This is a genomic window from Neobittarella massiliensis (ex Bilen et al. 2018), assembly GCF_014269355.1.
Lineage (GTDB): Bacteria > Bacillota > Clostridia > Oscillospirales > Ruminococcaceae > Neobittarella > Neobittarella massiliensis.
The window spans coordinates 626,045-642,442 of record NZ_JACOGI010000001.1; the positions used below are offsets into that span (position 1 = coordinate 626,045).

Below are 16,398 nucleotides of genomic sequence, written 5' to 3' on the forward strand. Positions count from 1 at the left end.
ACCGGCATGCGTGCCACAGGGGCAGATATTGGCCGTGTCAAGCGCACGGACAGAGAACTGGGGGCCGTCACCTCGCTGGGAGCACTCATGGACTGCTGGCGCCGGGAGCACCGAGCGGAGCAGCCGCATCATTACCGCCTGTATGCAAACGTGCAGGTAAACAGCTGCTCTTTTGTAAAGGACGGTATCCTCTCACCCCGCCGCTACACGGCGCTGCAGGCACCGGCCAAGCGGTATCTCTTTATTTCTAAAGAGGCAAATATCTCGACGGATGGCGAGGAGAGCTGGTGCGGAAAAGGCTTTTGGCTGCGCGAGGTGGCCGCCGGCAGCTGTCCACAGACAAACTTCTCCCGGCGGCTGGGCATGCTCTACAGCGCCGCCGTCAGCGGTGACTTCGCGCGCCCCGACAAGAGCGGCAGCCTCCTCCCCGAGATCGCTTTCATGAACCTCAACAAGCGGGGCGGGGCCAGCCGGTGCTGCTGGCACACGCTGCGCTGCTACACCCAAAAATACGCCGGTTACATCCGCCGCGAGATCGAGCTGATCGGCCCGCAGGTCATCGTCTGCTGTGGGGGCGGCGTCCAGAATTTGCTCGAGCAGTATGTGGGGGCCGACGCGCTGCGGCCCTATACGGTGCTCAGCGTGTACCACCCCAGCTACCGCTGTGCCGACGAAAAACACCTGGCAAAGCTGCACGACCGGCTGCTGGCGCGGGGGCTGTACCGGTAGACGACTACCCACTCTATTGTAAAAAAAGGGGGACTTTTTATGCGCGGGACCATCGCCATCGTCAACGGGCCCAACCTCGACCTGTTGGGCGTGCGGGAACCGGCCCACTACGGCCGGCAAACGCTGCAGTCCATCGAGGAGGCCTGTATCGAAAAATGCCGCCAGCTGGGATTTGACTGTATCACCTTTCAGTCAAACAGCGAGGGGGACCTCATCGACTTTATCCACCGGGGCCTGGGCCCCGACGGCGCCCCCGGCGAATTCGACGCCATCGTCATCAACCCCGGCGCCTACACCCATTACAGCTATGCCATCCGCGACGCGCTGGCCGCGGTCTCGCTGCCGGCTGTCGAGGTGCACATCTCCAACGTGCACCGGCGCGAGGAGTTTCGCCACCAGTCGGTGACGGCGGCGGTGTGTGTCGGCCAGATCGTGGGCCTGGGCTCTATGGGCTATCTGCTGGCCATCGAGGCGCTGGCCCAGCGCCTGAAAGAGGGGGAATAGAGATATGCGCATCTGTGATAAACTGCCGCAAGGCGTAGACGCCGCCATCATCAGCGACGAGAAGAACCGCCAGTACCTGACCGGGGTGCGCTCCTCGGCGGGCACGGTGGTCGTCACCCGCGACGAGACCTATCTCATCATCGACTTCCGCTATATCGAGATGGCCCGCCAAACAGCTGTCGACTGCCAGGTGCTCCTGCAGGGCCGGCTGTACCAGCAGATCGGCGAGCTGTTTGCAGCCCACGGGGTCAAAACCTGGGGCCTGTGCGACAGCCTCACCGATCTGGCCCAGCTGCGGCGCTACCAAAAACAGCTGCCCGGCGCCTTTTTAGAAGACAGCGGGGTAGACGGCCTGCTGCAGCAGCTGCGCATGTGCAAGTCAGAGGTGGAGCTGGGCTTTATCCGCCAGGCCCAGCAGCTCACCGACGACTGCTTTTCCTACATCACCCAGCGCATCGCCGCCGGCCGCAGCGAGCGCGACATCGCCCTGGATATGGAGTTCTACATCCGCCGTCAGGGGGCCCAAGGGGTCAGCTTCGACTTCATCGTGGTGTCGGGCGAAAATTCCTCCAAGCCCCACGGGGTGCCCGGCGAGCGGCTGGTGCAGCCGGGCGACTTCATCACCATGGATTTCGGCTGCACCGTCGGCGGCTACTGCTCCGACATGACCCGCACCGTGGCGGTGGGGCAGGTGACAGACGAGCAGCGGCAGGTCTACGATATCGTGCTGCAGGCCAACCGCCTGGGGGTACAGTTGGCCGGCCCGGGCGTCGCCTGCGACTGGGTGGACGCCCAGGTGCGCGCGCTCATCGCCGACGCCGGCTACGGCGAATGCTTCGGCCACGGTCTGGGCCACGGGGTGGGGCTGGATATCCACGAGGAACCGGCTTTTTCCCCCTCCTGCGGCACGCTCACCCGGCCGGGCATGGTCATCACCGTCGAGCCGGGCATCTACCTGCCGGGCAGGTTTGGGGTCCGCATCGAGGACATGGTCGTCATCACCCGGGACGGCTGCACCGACATCACCCGCTCCCCCAAAGAGCTGCTGGCGCTATAGCGGTGCTGCCTGTCCGCCCACTGCGGACACATCGGCCGCCCGGGCCCCGAAAAGTGGCCTGTTTATGCGCTTATCCACAAACTCGGGGTTGAAAAAGCGACCGAGATAGGATAGAATTAGATAGAACTATGAGTATGGAGGTCAACAATGATATCTGCGGGAGATTTTAGAAACGGCGTGACATTCGAGATGGACGGCAACGTGATGCAGGTCATCGAGTTCCAGCACGTAAAGCCGGGCAAAGGCGCCGCGTTCGTGCGCACCAAAGTCAAAAACGTCATCACCGGTGGCGTGGTCGAGAAGACCTTTAACCCCACCGAGAAATACCCCACCGCCTACATCGAGCGCCGCGACATGCAGTATTTGTACAGCGACGGCGATCTGTACTACTTTATGGACAACGAGAACTACGAGCAGCTGCCGATCAACAAGTCGGTGCTCAGCGACAACTTCAAGTTCGTCAAAGAGAACACCGACGTGAAGGTGCTCTCCTACAAAGGCAACGTGTTTGGCGTAGAGCCCCCGTTCTTCGTCGATCTCGAGATCACCAAGACCGATCCGGGCTTTAAGGGCAACACGGCCACCAACACCACCAAACCCGCCATTCTGGAGACCGGTGCCGAGATCCGCGTGCCCCTGTTCCTCGACGAGGGCGACAAGATCCGCATCGATACCCGCACTGGCGAGTATATGGAGCGCGCATAAGCCCCATACTCTATACTGGTTACTGGATACTGGTTACTGGGGAGTAAGCGCATCCAAATTTATAAGGACAGGAGAGATTGCAGTGACAATAAACGAAAAAGTGTCCTACCTGAAAGGCCTGATGGAGGGCCTGGAACTGGACAAAGGCAAAAAAGAAGTCAAAGTGATTTCGGCAATGGTGGACATCATTGAAGATTTGGCGCTGACTGTCGACGACATCGAGGAAGATCTGGACGAAGTGATGGATCTGGTCGAGGAGATCGACGAGGACCTGTCCGATGTGGAGGACGACCTCTACGGCGAAGACGAGGACGGCTGCGACTGCGGCTGTGAAGACTTCGATGAGGGCGAGCTGTACGAAGTGACCTGCCCCAGTTGCGGCGAAGTGGTCTGCGTGGACGAGGACATGCTGGACCTGGGCAGCATCCCCTGCCCCAACTGCGGCGAGGAGCTGGAGTTCGATATGGATTTCGTCTACGATGAGGACGAGCCCGAGGGCGGCTGCGACTGCCACGAAGAGGGCTGCGACTGCAAGTAGTCCGCCGCCACGAAAATAGCGAGATCGCGCACAGAGAGGACCGGTATACCGGTCCTCTCTTTCTGCTGTACCGCCCCGGCGGTGCAGCCCGCAATGGGAGGTCATACGATATGCCATCACCAAAGATAGAGCGCAGCGACGCCGAGCTGGCCCAGGTCACCGTGGGGGAGCGGGTCCCCCACAACAGCACCATCTTTTTGCAGGAATACGACCCCCAGTGGCCCCGGCTGTACGCCGCCGAGCGGCAGCGCATACAGGCCGCGCTGGGCGCAGGCGCCCGGCAGATCGAGCACGTGGGCTCCACCTCGGTGCCGGGCCTGTGCGCCAAGCCCATCATCGATATGCTGTTGCTGGTGGCCGACTCGGCCGATGAGTCCGCCTATCTGCCCGCTATGCAAAAGGCCGGCTACACGCTGCGCATCCGCGAGCCGGACTGGTATCAGCACCGCATGTTTAAAGGCCCCGGGACCGACTGCAACATCCACGTGTTCACCGTCGGGTCAGAGGAGGCGCAGCGCATGCTGCTGTTTCGCGACTGGCTGCGCGCCCACCCCGAAGACCGCGACCTGTACGCCGCTGCAAAGCGCCGGCTGGCCGCCCGGGTGTGGCGCCACGTGCAGCACTACGCCGACGCCAAGACCGCGGTGGTGCAGCAGATCATGCAGCGGGCGCTGGCCTCCGCCGGCAGCGCCCGGTAGCCGCCGACAGGTCGGCGCAGCAGCTGCCGCCACCTGCCGCCCAGGCCGCCGGCAGTCCTGCAGCAGGGCAGAGGAGGCGCGTTACCGGCACGCCGCCGGTAGCGGCTGCGATTTGACAACCGCTGCCGGCGGTGGTACAATGCCAGTCAACGCGACAGTATTCGACATCTCAAACCCGGCCCACCAGCCGGGCGCTGACAGGGGGGCTGCTGGTGAAAAAGCTGGCTGCCAAAGTATTTGGCGACATTAAAAACGATCTGCCCCGCTTTGTGCGCTACGTGTTCTGGGGGGCCATCACCGCCTTTTTCAATTTGGGCGTGTACCTGCTGCTGACCAACGCCTTGGGGCTACACTACCTCGTCAGCAATACCGTCGCCTGGGTCCTGTACGTGGTCGCGGCCTTCTTTACCAACAAGCTGTACGTCTTTGGCACCCGCGGGCAGACCGGCAAACAGGTCGCAGCCGACCTGGCCCGCTTTGCAGGCAGCCGTCTGGCCACCTGCCTGCTCGAAAATGTCATGCTCTTTGTGTTCGTCACCCTGCTGCACGGCAACAAAAACCTGACCAAGATCATCGCCAGCGCCACCTCGGCCATCCTCAACTACCTGGTCAGCTGCCTCATCATATTTTCCAAGAAAAACAGCGCCGGCGAGCGCCGGTGATATAGACCAGCAAAATAAAAAGAGCGCTCGTCAGGGCGCTCTTTTTTATCGTACCGCCGCCTTTGTTTACCGGCACGGGCTGCCAAAGCGCGCATGAGCGCCCGGGCCGGCTTGTGCCCCCGCCAACATGCCCAGTGCCGCTCTGCCGCCGTTTTTCTCCATATACCCGATCCCCACCGGCCCGCCATCGTCGCTGCCGAACAGCTTTCCAGTCGCTGCCCACTCGCCACCCACCCGGTCCCCGTCTAAAACATACCCACTGCTCGCCGCCCGCCTGATCCTCCACCCCCAACATGCCCGTCCGATCCCCCGCACTAAACCCGCTCGCTCACTGCCGTCCGGTTAAACCCCGCACCCAACCCGCCCGCTCACTGCTGTCCGGTTAAGCCCCGCACCCAACCCACCCGTTCACCGCCACCCGGTCAAGTCCCGTGCCAACCCGTCCGCTGCTCGCCGCCACCCGGCAGGTCTCCCGCACTAAACCTGCCCGCTCACCGCCACCCGGTCAAGCCTCGTGCCAACCCGTCCGCTGCCCGCCGCCACCCGGCAGGTCCCCCGTCTCCAACACACCCATTGCTTGCCACCCGCCCGATCCTCCGCACCCAACCCACCCGTTCACCGCCACCCGGTCAAGTCCCGTGCCAACCCGTCCGCTGCCCGCCGCCACCCGGCAGGTCCCCCGTCTCCAACACACCCACTGCTTGCCGCCCGCCCGATCCTCCCCCCCCAACCTGCCCGCCCGCTCGCCACCCGGCCGGTCCCCCCCCCCACCCAACCCGCCCGCTCACCGCAGCCCGGTCAAGTCCCGTACCAACTCGTCCGCTGCTCGCCGCCACCCGGCAGGTCTCCCGCACTAAACCTGCCCGCTCACCGCCGTCCGGTTAACCCCGCACCCAACCTGCCCGCTCACCGCCGTCCGGTTAACCCCGCACCCAACCTGCCCGCTCACCGCCGTCCGGTTAACCCCACATCCAACCTGCCCGCTCACCGCCGTCCGGTTAACCCCCCACCCAACCTGCCCGCTCACTGCCGTCCGGTTAAACCCCACACCCAACCCGTCCGCTGCTCGCCACCGCCCGGTTAGGTCCCCCGCCCCCAACCCGCTCGCCGCCCACCCAAAACTGAGAGTTGGCCCCAGTTCTTCCAGCACTTTGCAGTGACAAAGCGATGTGGCAACTTTTTTTACCAAAAAACAACAAAAATTGCTAAAACAGCGGTTTTCCACCATGTGGTCTGTGCACATTGACGAACCAGGTCTATCTCCGCTGGAAGATCTGCCGGTAGTCCTGTCACGGACGAAAGTGTTTTCTATACAAACACAAAAGTGCGGTATAAGGCAAATGTGTGCGCATATAAAACACATTACATTGTCAAACCGTTATCAATTTATGAATAAACTTTGAAAATACGTGATTTTTACCGCCGATTTTACTGGTTGAAAGTGATGAATTGACACATGTGACGAAATCGGACTAAAAGTGGTGACAACGAAAAATGCGCGTGCTATACTATGGAAAAATGACGGGCAAAGCCGGTCATTCTCAAAAAGAGTAGGAGGATCCTTATGCAAAGCTTATGGACGCCGCTATTCTCGTTTGCCGTATTCGTGATCGTTTTCGCGTTCGGCGACCTGGTAGCAGAGAAAACAAAAGGTCTGGTCTCATCCATCATCATCGGCGCTGCCGTGTATCTGGTTGGTTTCTGGACCAAGATCATCCCCGCTTCTTCCCTGACCGACACCACCCTGCCGGCTATGATGAGCGCCTTTGGTATCGCTATTTTGCTGGTACACGTAGGCACCATCATCAACCTGGAGGACCTGTTAAAAGAGTGGAAGACCGTCCTGATCGCCCTGATCGGTCTGGTCGGCTTGGCGGCCATCAGCTTTACGCTTTCGACCATGCTCTTCGGCCGTGAGTACGCCCTGAGCGCTGCTTCGCCCATTGCCGGCGGCGTTATCGCCGGTGTCATCACCAACGAGTCGGCAGTCGCTGCCGGCAAACCCGAGCTGGGCGGTTTCGCCATGCTGGTGGTGGCCTTCCAGATGTTCATCGGTATGCCCATCGCCTCTTTCCTGCTGAAAAAAGAGGCCAACAAGCTGGTCAAATCCGGCACGCTGGACCTGAGCGGCGACAGCGCAGACAAGAAAAAGAAGATCAATCTGCGCTTCATCCCCCCCATGCCCAAGAGCCTGAGCACCTCCAGCTGGATCATCGGCCGCGTGGCCATCGTGGCCGCTATTGCCGCCATCCTGGCCAACTTCACCGCCATACCCGGCTCCAACCCCACCAACTACATCTTAAACCCCAACATCGCCTATCTGCTGTTCGGCATCCTGTTCTGCGAGTTCGGTTTCCTCGAGAAGAACGCCCTGAACAAGGCCAACGCCTACGGCTTTGTGGGTATCGCCCTGATGAGCATCGTCCCCGGCAGTTTCGCCTCCATCTCGTTTAAGGCGTTCCTGGGCATGATCTATCCCCTCATCGGCACCCTGATCCTGGGCTCCATCGGCATCGCCGTATTCGCGGCCATCGCCGGCAAACTGCTGGGCTACTCCCCGGCCATGTCCATCACCATCGGCCTCACCGCCCTGATCGGCTACCCCGGCACCCAGGTCATCACCAACGAGGTCACCAACGGCCTCGACGCCTCCGACGAGGAGAAAGCAGCTGTCTCCGAGATCCTGCTGCCCAAAATGCTGGTCGGCGGTTTCACCACCGTCACCATCGCCTCGGTCGTGTTCGCCGGCATCATCGCCCCCATGATCTTCAAATAAAAACTGCCTGAGCAATGCGCGCAGCGCGCATATTGCCCGACAGTGCGCAGTTTGAAAAGCATATAAGTCGTGCCGCCCGCGCTCTGCCGCTGGCGGCACAACTTCGTTTTAGCCCTTTAAAGGATCAAGGATCGCTGTATCGGGCCGCAGCCGCGGCCCTGCCATACACACAGTACTGTAAAACTGTAAAGGAGTGTTTGAGATGAAAAAAGTAATCAAATGCGGCAAGCTCTTTACCGCCACCGACGAGCGCGTACAGGAGAACATGGCTGTTGTCATCGAGGACAACAAGATCGTGGAAGTCGCCCCCGCGGCGGCAGTGGACTGCGCCGGCTGTGAGGTCATCGACCTGTCGGATAAATTTGTTATGCCCGGCCTGATCGACACCCATCTGCACACCGCTTTCGACGGCCGCCCCGGCTGCATGGAGACCCAGATCACCTGGACCGCCGGCGACTTTGCCTTCGCCAGCATGAAAAACGCCGAGAAAGACCTGATGGCCGGCTTTACCACCGTGCGCGACGAGGGTTCTTACGGCTTTGTCGACGTGGCGCTGAGAAATGCCATCAACCGCGGCGACGTGGTGGGCCCCCGCATGATGGTCTCCGGCCGTCCCTTGGGCACCACCGGCGGCCACTCCGACTCCCACTATAACCCCGACATCCACGGCGAGACCACCATGGGCCTCATCTCCGACGGCCCCGACGGCGCCCGTCATGCCGCCCGCTACACCCTGAAATACGGCGCTGACCAGATCAAACTCATGGCCACCGGCGGCGTCATGTCCATCGGCGACGAGCCCGGCGCCCCCGACTTCACCTTCGAAGAGATGAAGGCGGCGCTGGATGTGGCCAACAGCCGCGGCCACATCTCCTCGGCTCATGCACACGGCGCAGTGGGCATCAAAAACGCCATCAGGGCCGGTATCACCTCCATCGAGCACGGCATGATGATGGACGACGAGTGCATCGACATGATGGCCGAGCACGGCACCTACCTGGTCCCCACCATCGTAGCGGCCTACAAGATCGTCGAGAACGGCGACTCCCTGCCCGCCGAGGCGGTCGAGAAAGCCACCCGCTGCCTGGTCAACCACGGCAAGAACCTGGAAAAATGCCGCGCCAAAGGCGTAAAGATCGCCTTCGGCACCGACGCCGGCACCTACTATAACTACCACGGTACCCAGACCTGCGAGTTTGCCCTCATGCAGAAATACGGCAACTTCGGCGTGGCCGAGAGCCTGCTGTCGGCCACCAAAGTCGCCTCTGAGCTCATGCGCATGAACGACAGGGTCGGCTCCATCGAGGCCGGCAAACTGGCCGATATCACCGCCTTCGACGTCAGCCCCTTCGACGATATCCACACCATGGAAAACTGCACCTTCGTCATGAAAGACGGCGTCGTGTATAAGGGCTAACCCCCAGCTTTAAACCGCCAGAGTGGCCGCCTGCAAGCGGCCACTTTTTTGGCTGTATGCCCCTTGGGGCCCACCGCTAAAAAAAGCGTGCGGGCGCCGCTTATCGAAAAGGTGACCGGCGCTCCGCCGATAGAAAGAGGTCTAAAATATGAAACTCGCCTATATGCTCATGGGCCACTTCGACAGCCGCCGCGACCGCGCCGACATGCACGGCGGCGGTGTGCAGGTCGTCGGCGTATCCAGTATCGAAGACGCCTGCCAAACAGCGCAGCAGCTGGCAGCCGACGGGGTGCGCTGCATCGAGCTGTGCGGCGCCTTTGAGGAGGCGGGGGCCCGCGCCGTCATCGCCGCCACCGGCGGCAAAGTGGCGGTGAGCTATGCGGTGCACCTGCCCGAACAGGACGCTCTGTTCGAAGAGATATTTGGTTAGAGCTCTTCCCAGCGGCGACGGACTGCCGGCTGGGCAAACGAGCCGATACTTTATAAAGTAGAGAAGGAGAAGCGCTTATGGATAAGATCGTGCTTTTGTGCGGCAAGCTGTTTTGCAGCACGACCGGTACCGTCAAAGAAAAGGTGGCCGTCACCGTTGAGGGCGAAAAGATCACCGCCGTCTGCCCGGTCGAGCAGGCCGATACCGCCGGCTGCACCGTTTACGACCTGGGCGACAAGTTCGTCACCCCCGGCCTCATCGACGCCCACGTCCACACCATTTGGGACGGTGAGGTGGAGTTTATGGACTGCATCAACAAGGGCACCATCGGCGACCTCACCATCCGCTCCATGCTGCTGGCGAAAAAAGACCTGATGGCCGGTTTCACCACCATCCGCGACGAGGGCTCTTACGGCTTTGCCGATATCGCCGTGCGAAACGCCATCGACCGGGGCGAGATAGACGGCCCGCGCATGTTCGTCAGCGGCGAGGCCATCTCCTCCACCGGCGGCCATTCCGACGGCTGGCTGGCGCCGCAGATCACCGGTAAATGCCAGTCGGGGGTCATTATCGACGGGCCGGATGCCGGCCGCCGCGCCGCCCGCTACAACCTCAAATACGGCGCCGACCAGATCAAGATCATGGCCACCGGCGGGGTGGGCAACCCCGGCGAACCCGGCGCCATCGAGCTCACCTTTGAGGAGATGAAAGCCATTTTAGACGTGGCCAACAGCCGCGGCCGCATCTCCTCGGCCCACGCCCACGGCGCGCAGGGCATCAAAAACGCCATCCGTGCCGGCATCACCTCCATCGAGCACGGCATGCTCATGGACGATGAATGTGTAGAGCTGATGGCCCGGCACGGCACCTACCTGGTGCCCACCATCATCGCCGGCCAGCGCATCAACGAAAACGGCGTGGCTGCCGGCCTGCCGGCCGAGGTGGTCGAAAAATCGGTCCGCTGCCTGCAGGGCCACCGCGAAAACCTGCGCAAGTGCCGCCAGGCGGGGGTAAAGATCTGCTTTGGCACCGATGCCGGCACCTCCTTTAACTACCACGGCAAACAGGCCTACGAGTTTAGTCTCATGGTAGATTTCGGCTTTACTGTGGCCCAGGTGCTGCAGGCGGCCACCGCCACCAACGCCCAGCTGCTGGGCTGGCAGGATAAAGTCGGCAGCGTAGAGCCGGGCAAGCTGGCCGATATCGCCGCCTTTGACGGCGATCCCTTCGCCGATATCTCGTCTATGCAGCGCTGCAGCTTCGTCATGAAAGGCGGCAAGGTCTATAAGGCCTAAGCTGCCAGCGCTCCCGCGCAAAACGCAACAAAAGAGGTGCCGCCCCGCGGCACCTCTTTTGTATCGCCCGGCGGGTAGGGGGGCCACCGCGGACCACCACCGCTAAAAATCGTTGACAGAGAGACGATACGCCGCTATACTGTATCCATAGAAACAAAAAGGAGCGGGTAGTGTGGAACTGTTACAGCTGTTGGCCCAGTTTTTAGAGCGGCAAGACCTGCTCTCTAAACTCACCGAGAGCGAGCGCCTGCACGGCTACGGCTATTCAGATGTACATGCTATCGCCGCCATTGCCGCCATCGATCACGCCAACGTCACCAAGATCGCCGCCCACCTGCACATGACCCGCGGCGCCGTGAGCAAGATCGCCAAGCGCCTGCGGCACAGCGGCTGCATCACCCCCTACACCGAGCCGGGCAACAAAAAAGAGGTGTACTACCACCTCACCAAAAAAGGGGCGGCGCTCTGTGCCGAACACGATGCGCGCCACCGGCAGTGGCAGCAGCGTGATCAGGCCTTTTTGCGGCGCTGCGACCAGCGGCAGCTGCAGGCCGTGACTCGCTTTATGCGGGACTATAACGCGTATTTACAAGAGCAGATACAGCAGTTGGGAGGAAGATAGATGTTACAGGATCTGACCGTACAGGTCACCCCAGAGATGGTACAAAATGCCCGGGGGAACGAGGAAAAAGCGCTGGTGGGTCACCTGGGCACCCACTTCGACGTGATGGACAAGCAGTTCCCGCTCGCATACACCCGCCGCCGGGCGGTGGTATTCGATGTGCGCCAGGTGGCCGGCCGCGATATCGACTGCGGCGATATCGATCTGGAACAGGTGCAAAATGAGATGTTCGTGGCTTTTTATACCGGCTTTATCGAGCGGGAGGGCTACGGTAGCAAGACCTATTTTTCACAGCATCCACAGCTGTCCCACGCGCTTATCGACGCGCTGCTCGACCGGGGTGTCTCGCTCATCGGCGTCGACTTCGCCGGTGTGCGCCGCGGCCGCGAGCACACCCCCAAAGACCAGTACTGCGCCGACCGCGGCGTGTTCATCATCGAGAACCTGTGTCACCTGGGCCCGGTGGCGGCGGCCGGTCCCAGCTTTACCGCCCACACCTACCCGGTCAACTACACCGGCATGACCGGGCTGCCCTGCCGGGTGGTAGCCGAGTTTTAACGCTGCCGCCCGCCTGCCCCCGTATACCGCATAAGAGAAAGGAAAGAGCAGAGATGTTTCGAGAGATGCGCCGCAAAAAACAGGCTCTGTCGGCGTCGGCGTGCGCCGCGGTGTTAAAGCGCGGTACGGCCGGTGTGCTGGCGGTGCTGGGCGACGGCGGCTACCCCTATGCCGTGCCGCTGAGCTACGCCTACGACGAGAGCGCTCAAAAACTGTACTTTCACTGCGCCCGCACCGGCCACAAGCTCGATGCCATCGCCCGCCACAGTCAGGTGTCGTTTTGCGTGGTGGATAAAGACCAGGTGATGCCGCAGCAGTACACCACCTATTTTCGCAGCGTGGTGGTGTTTGGCCGGGCCCGGGTGCTGCAAGATGTCGGCCAAAAGCGGGCCGCCCTCGAGCTGCTGGCGGCCGGATATGCGCCGGACGACGAGCCCGGCCGCCGACAGGACTCGGCCGCCCCGCCAAACAGCACTGAGTATAATGTTATAGACGAAAGAGAGCGGAGCCAAAGTGGCCCCGCTCTTTTTTGATCTCAGCATTATAGTAAAGGGAAATTCCTTTACTGATTGGCGCCGCCAACGAGCCTATCTCTTCGTTCTTGGCTCCTCTAGCGCTGCCAGCAACAGCTGTGCACCCAGCGAAAATCCGCGACAAAAGGTGTGGTACAGCTCTATTTGGCTGCACTCGGTGGCCGCGCTCTGCAACAGCCGCACCCGTCGATATGCTTCTGGCGGCAGGTTTTCTCGGCACCACCGGTCCTGTCTCTCGGATTCCCGGTTGGCGGCGCGATAGTCGCTGCCCAGTGGCCCAATTTGGTCGGCTGGGCAGAGGTTGCCGTAATATAGCGCCTGTAATATATCCTGCATCTGCTCACTCCTCTCTTTTATCTCCCATACACCATACCATATGTTTGGGGTCTCTGTTAGGGTAAAAGGGACCTATTTATATCTGAAAAGCTATTTTACTTTACAGGCTGCGGCGACTCAAACTTTGAAAGGTGAAAAGACCAGGAGTGATCGAAGGCCTGTTCTGCCCCGCCCAGTCGCTCAAATGTCCTATTTTTGGCGAGGTAGATACAACTTATCCAATTACTGGCAGATTATTCTGTGGTATCGCACAAACTCCGCCGTTTTCTGATTTCCCACCAAATCCATCCCTAAATCGACAAACTCCACAGCGTGTACAAGCTATAATCAAGTCAACACAAGGGACAATGTGCCAACCGGTGCCACAATGCGCGGGTGCGCTACGGTCCCGTCTCGCCATAAATAAAGATAAACCAACTGCCTATCCACTCTTACACGTTATAAGGAGGACGTTCAAATGGACTTCGAGACTGCATTCTCGCAATTTTTAGAGAGCAACCAATACGACCAATTCGAGGGCATGCTTTTCTGCATGGTGCGCGAGGCCTTTATGGCCGGCTACCAAATGGCCGGGGGCGATCTCTCGCAAATGCCCCCCATCCTGCGGGTGATCACCGAAAAGCGCCACAAATAAACAGGCCTGCGCACGGGCCCGCCCCGCAGATCGGCAGCGCGCCGGTTTTGATAAAATACATTTTCCGACGGCGCAATATGTGTTATACTGATTGTGTACATAACCTGTCTGCATATATTGAAAGACGCGCCGCTGCACGCCTTACCGGCACGATCCTGCCTGGTGGCGCAGCTGCGGTGCGCCCGCTTAAAGGAGTGTTTTGATCATGGCCCTACCTCTGCGTGACGAACTCAAACAGTACCTGCAAAACAGCCAGCAGCAGCTCACCGAACTGCTGCTGGCCCTCTGCCAAATACCCGCCCCTTCTCACCACGAGGAGCAGCGCGCCGCCTTTTGTAAGCAGTGGCTCGAGCGTCAGGGCGCCAAAGGCGTCTATATCGACGAGGCCCTCAACGTGGTGTACCCCCACCGCTGCCGCGAAGAAGAGCCGGTCACCGTGTTCATGGCCCACACCGACACCGTATTTCCCGACACCGAGCCCTTTGTCCCCCAGCAAAAAGACGGCAGGCTCTACTGCCCCGGCGTGGGCGACGACACCGCCAACCTGGCCGTGCTCATGCTGCTGGCCAAATACGTCATCCAAAACGATTGCCCGGTGAAAAACGGGCTGCTGTTCGTCTGCAACTCCTGCGAGGAGGGGCTGGGCAACTTAAAGGGCAGCCGCCAGATCATGGCCGACTACGCCGGCCGGGTGCACGAGCTCATCTCGCTGGACGGCTACTACCTGGGCCTGTGCGATATGCCGGTGGGCTCTATGCGCTACCGGGTCACCCTGCGCACCGAGGGGGGCCACTCCTACGGCGATTTCGGCAACCGCAACGCCATCGAAAAGCTCTCCAGCATGATCCAGACGCTGTACACGGTGCGGGTGCCCCAGGCCGGCAAGACCACCTACAATGTGGGCGAGATCAGCGGCGGCACTTCGGTGAATACGATCGCCCAGTCCGCCAGCATGCTCTACGAGTTCCGCAGCGATTCCCGTGAGGGGCTCTCTTTCATGAAGCGCTTTTTCACCAGCGTGGTCGAGAGCTACCGCAATATGGATCTCGAGGTAGAAGTCGAGCTTCTGGGCGAGCGCCCCTGCATGGGCGATGTCGACCCGGTGGCGCAAAAAGTGCTGGCCGACCTGTGCGCCGACGCCATCGAGCAGCACGCCGGCAAACAGCCCATGCGCATGCCCGGCTCTACCGACTGTAATATCCCCCTGTCGCTGGGCGTGCCCGCCTGCTGCTTTGGCGTGTGCCTGGGCGGCGGCGCCCACACCCGCGGCGAGTATATCGAGCTCGACTCGCTGCCGGTGGGGGCGGCCATCGCCGCCACCGTGCTGCAAAACTGGCTGGCGTAGAGCCCGCCGCTCACGGCGCAAAATGCCACCTGCCCCCGGCTGGCCCTGCATGGCCGGCCCGGCAGTTTTGGCGCATATTAAAAAGTAAAAACGGCCGCCTCTGCCGGGGACCGTCTGCCCCTGGCAGAGGCGGCGCTATCTGTACCACCAAAAAGTAAAGAGCAAAAAAGAGCGCGCCCGTTCCGGCGAGAGCGCGCTCTTTTTTTGCGGGCAACGACTGCCGCCACGAGGGAGGAGATGACCCATGACCGTTGTTTCACTGCGCACGCTGGGCATGTGCAGCTTATGTGTAGACGGCGAATACGTAGAGGAGCTGGCGCGCTCGCGACAACTGACCAGCCTGCTGGTCTACCTGCTTGTCAATCCGGGGCGCGAGCTGCCCAACAAAGAGCTGGTAGAGGTGCTGTGGCCCGAGCGCGAGCCCGATGCCAAGACCGAGCACGCCCTGAAAAACCTCATGTACCGCGCCCGAGCCATGCTGCGCCGCAGCGGGGCCGACGGGCTGGCCGATGCGCTGGCCAGCCAAAAAGGCGGCTACTGCTTTGTAGAGCGGGAGGTCGACTTCAGCAGCGACATCCGCCGTTTCACCGAGCTGTGCCACCATTTAGAGCGCCAAGAGGTGTATGTCGAAGAGGGCTATGCCCTGTTTTCCGAGCTCGTCGGCCTGTACCGGGGCCGCTTTTTGCAGGAGCTCTCGCCGGTAGAGTGGATACGCAACTACCAGCAAAAGCTGCACGACATGTACCTGCGCGCCTGCCGCCAGATCGTCGACTACCTGATCCGGTGGAGCTACTACCAGGAGATCCCCACGCTCTGCAGCCGGGTGCTCGAGATCGACCCCAACAGCACCACCTTCCAGCGCCTGCACATCTGGTCGCTGCTGCAGGTAGGTGACTGGAAGCAGGCCCGGGCGGTGAGCGAGCGCACCATCGCCAAGATCAAGTCCCGGGGCCTGCCGGTGCCCGAGGAGCTGCAAAAAATGCAGCGGCAGGTGCTCAGCTGGCCCAAACGGGTAGAAAAGCGGGTACATATGCTGGCCAACATGATGGCCGAGCCCCGCGGCCACGAAGGGGCCTACCAGTGTGAGTACGCCTCTTTTTGCCAAATAAGCCAGGTGCTGCAGCGCATTTTGCAGCGCCATCAGCTGCACTGCTGCCTGGGCGTGTTCACCGTAGAGCGGGCCGACGGCGGCGCGCTGGCCGAGCACCACTGCCGCGCCGCCATGACCGACCTGCTCACGGTGCTGCAGCTGGGGCTGCGGCGGGGCGACGTGTTCTGCCGCTACAGCGACTGCCAGTTTTTGGTGCTGCTCACGGTACAGCTGCACCGCCACGGCGCCCAGGCTATGCGGCGCATGGTCGAGCAGTTCGGCGAGCTGTGCCGGGTGCCGGGCATCGCACTGGATTTCGACGTGATGCCCCTGCCCGACCCCGATATCCGCGACTGAGCGCCCGCGCCGCCGCCGGCAGGCAGCGGGCGGGGGAGCCGCAGCAAGGTCCGCATTTTCTCTGACAAGGCCCGGCTGCCGCTCATTTGCCGGCGGCCCGCAGGGCCTTTTT

18 protein-coding genes are annotated in these 16,398 nt (G+C 61.3%); 17 read left to right on the forward strand and 1 reads right to left on the reverse strand.

The window, feature by feature from the left end:
• Positions 1-6 precede the first annotated feature (6 nt).
• The 14 genes from H8K20_RS02890 (at position 7) to H8K20_RS02955 (ending at position 12,524) form a co-directional block, all read left to right on the forward strand.
• Positions 7-729, forward strand: a complete 723-nt coding sequence (locus tag H8K20_RS02890; protein ID WP_186487426.1) for a uracil-DNA glycosylase family protein — start codon at positions 7-9, stop codon at positions 727-729.
• Between the two features lie 39 nt (positions 730-768).
• Positions 769-1,233 carry a type II 3-dehydroquinate dehydratase gene (aroQ, locus tag H8K20_RS02895; protein ID WP_154865752.1) on the forward strand — a complete coding sequence of 155 codons (465 nt, stop codon included), beginning with the start codon at positions 769-771 and terminating at the stop codon, positions 1,231-1,233.
• Between the two features lie 4 nt (positions 1,234-1,237).
• Positions 1,238-2,290: a M24 family metallopeptidase gene (locus H8K20_RS02900; RefSeq protein ID WP_105205828.1), complete on the forward strand. Its 1,053-nt coding sequence runs from the start codon at positions 1,238-1,240 to the stop codon at positions 2,288-2,290.
• A 147-nt stretch (positions 2,291-2,437) separates the two neighbouring features.
• Positions 2,438-2,995 carry an elongation factor P gene (efp, locus tag H8K20_RS02905; protein ID WP_105205827.1) on the forward strand — a complete coding sequence of 186 codons (558 nt, stop codon included), beginning with the start codon at positions 2,438-2,440 and terminating at the stop codon, positions 2,993-2,995.
• A gap of 82 nt (positions 2,996-3,077) precedes the next feature.
• Positions 3,078-3,533 (forward strand): CD1247 N-terminal domain-containing protein, encoded by a 456-nt coding sequence (locus H8K20_RS02910; RefSeq protein WP_105205826.1) that lies wholly within the window; start codon positions 3,078-3,080, stop codon positions 3,531-3,533.
• Between the two features lie 110 nt (positions 3,534-3,643).
• On the forward strand, positions 3,644-4,231 hold the full coding sequence (locus tag H8K20_RS02915) for a GrpB family protein (RefSeq protein WP_186487427.1): 588 nt from the start codon (positions 3,644-3,646) through the stop codon (positions 4,229-4,231).
• A gap of 212 nt (positions 4,232-4,443) precedes the next feature.
• Positions 4,444-4,893, forward strand: a complete 450-nt coding sequence (locus tag H8K20_RS02920; RefSeq protein WP_186487428.1) for a GtrA family protein — start codon at positions 4,444-4,446, stop codon at positions 4,891-4,893.
• 1,564 nt (positions 4,894-6,457) lie between these two features.
• A complete protein-coding gene (locus H8K20_RS02925) occupies positions 6,458-7,669 on the forward strand; it encodes a hypothetical protein (protein WP_186487429.1) in 1,212 nt (403 codons plus the stop codon).
• A 202-nt stretch (positions 7,670-7,871) separates the two neighbouring features.
• Positions 7,872-9,086, forward strand: coding sequence for a metal-dependent hydrolase family protein (locus H8K20_RS02930; RefSeq protein ID WP_105205821.1), 1,215 nt, complete (start codon positions 7,872-7,874; stop codon positions 9,084-9,086).
• 148 nt (positions 9,087-9,234) lie between these two features.
• A complete protein-coding gene (locus H8K20_RS02935; protein WP_186487430.1) occupies positions 9,235-9,516 on the forward strand; it encodes a DUF6506 family protein in 282 nt (93 codons plus the stop codon).
• A gap of 77 nt (positions 9,517-9,593) precedes the next feature.
• Positions 9,594-10,811, forward strand: a complete 1,218-nt coding sequence (locus tag H8K20_RS02940) for a metal-dependent hydrolase family protein (protein WP_186487431.1) — start codon at positions 9,594-9,596, stop codon at positions 10,809-10,811.
• A gap of 172 nt (positions 10,812-10,983) precedes the next feature.
• Positions 10,984-11,433 (forward strand): MarR family transcriptional regulator, encoded by a 450-nt coding sequence (locus H8K20_RS02945; RefSeq protein ID WP_186487432.1) that lies wholly within the window; start codon positions 10,984-10,986, stop codon positions 11,431-11,433.
• Positions 11,434-11,991: a cyclase family protein gene (locus H8K20_RS02950; protein WP_105205817.1), complete on the forward strand. Its 558-nt coding sequence runs from the start codon at positions 11,434-11,436 to the stop codon at positions 11,989-11,991. It abuts the gene before it with no gap.
• A gap of 53 nt (positions 11,992-12,044) precedes the next feature.
• Positions 12,045-12,524 carry a pyridoxamine 5'-phosphate oxidase family protein gene (locus H8K20_RS02955; protein WP_186487433.1) on the forward strand — a complete coding sequence of 160 codons (480 nt, stop codon included), beginning with the start codon at positions 12,045-12,047 and terminating at the stop codon, positions 12,522-12,524.
• Between the two features lie 54 nt (positions 12,525-12,578).
• On the opposite strand, the gene H8K20_RS02960 is transcribed toward H8K20_RS02955, so the two are convergent.
• Positions 12,579-12,860, reverse strand: coding sequence for a DUF6809 family protein (locus tag H8K20_RS02960; RefSeq protein WP_186487434.1), 282 nt, complete (start codon positions 12,858-12,860; stop codon positions 12,579-12,581).
• 457 nt (positions 12,861-13,317) lie between these two features.
• Between H8K20_RS02960 and H8K20_RS02965 the strand changes: the two genes are divergently transcribed.
• The 3 genes from H8K20_RS02965 to H8K20_RS02975 all read left to right on the forward strand — a co-directional run bounded on the left by H8K20_RS02965 (position 13,318) and on the right by H8K20_RS02975 (position 16,286).
• On the forward strand, positions 13,318-13,494 hold the full coding sequence (locus H8K20_RS02965; RefSeq protein WP_164998293.1) for a hypothetical protein: 177 nt from the start codon (positions 13,318-13,320) through the stop codon (positions 13,492-13,494).
• A 205-nt stretch (positions 13,495-13,699) separates the two neighbouring features.
• Entirely contained in the window at positions 13,700-14,839 is a 1,140-nt protein-coding gene (locus H8K20_RS02970; RefSeq protein ID WP_105205815.1) for a M20/M25/M40 family metallo-hydrolase, read from the forward strand.
• Between the two features lie 244 nt (positions 14,840-15,083).
• On the forward strand, positions 15,084-16,286 hold the full coding sequence (locus H8K20_RS02975) for an AfsR/SARP family transcriptional regulator (RefSeq protein WP_186487435.1): 1,203 nt from the start codon (positions 15,084-15,086) through the stop codon (positions 16,284-16,286).
• Positions 16,287-16,398 lie beyond the last annotated feature (112 nt).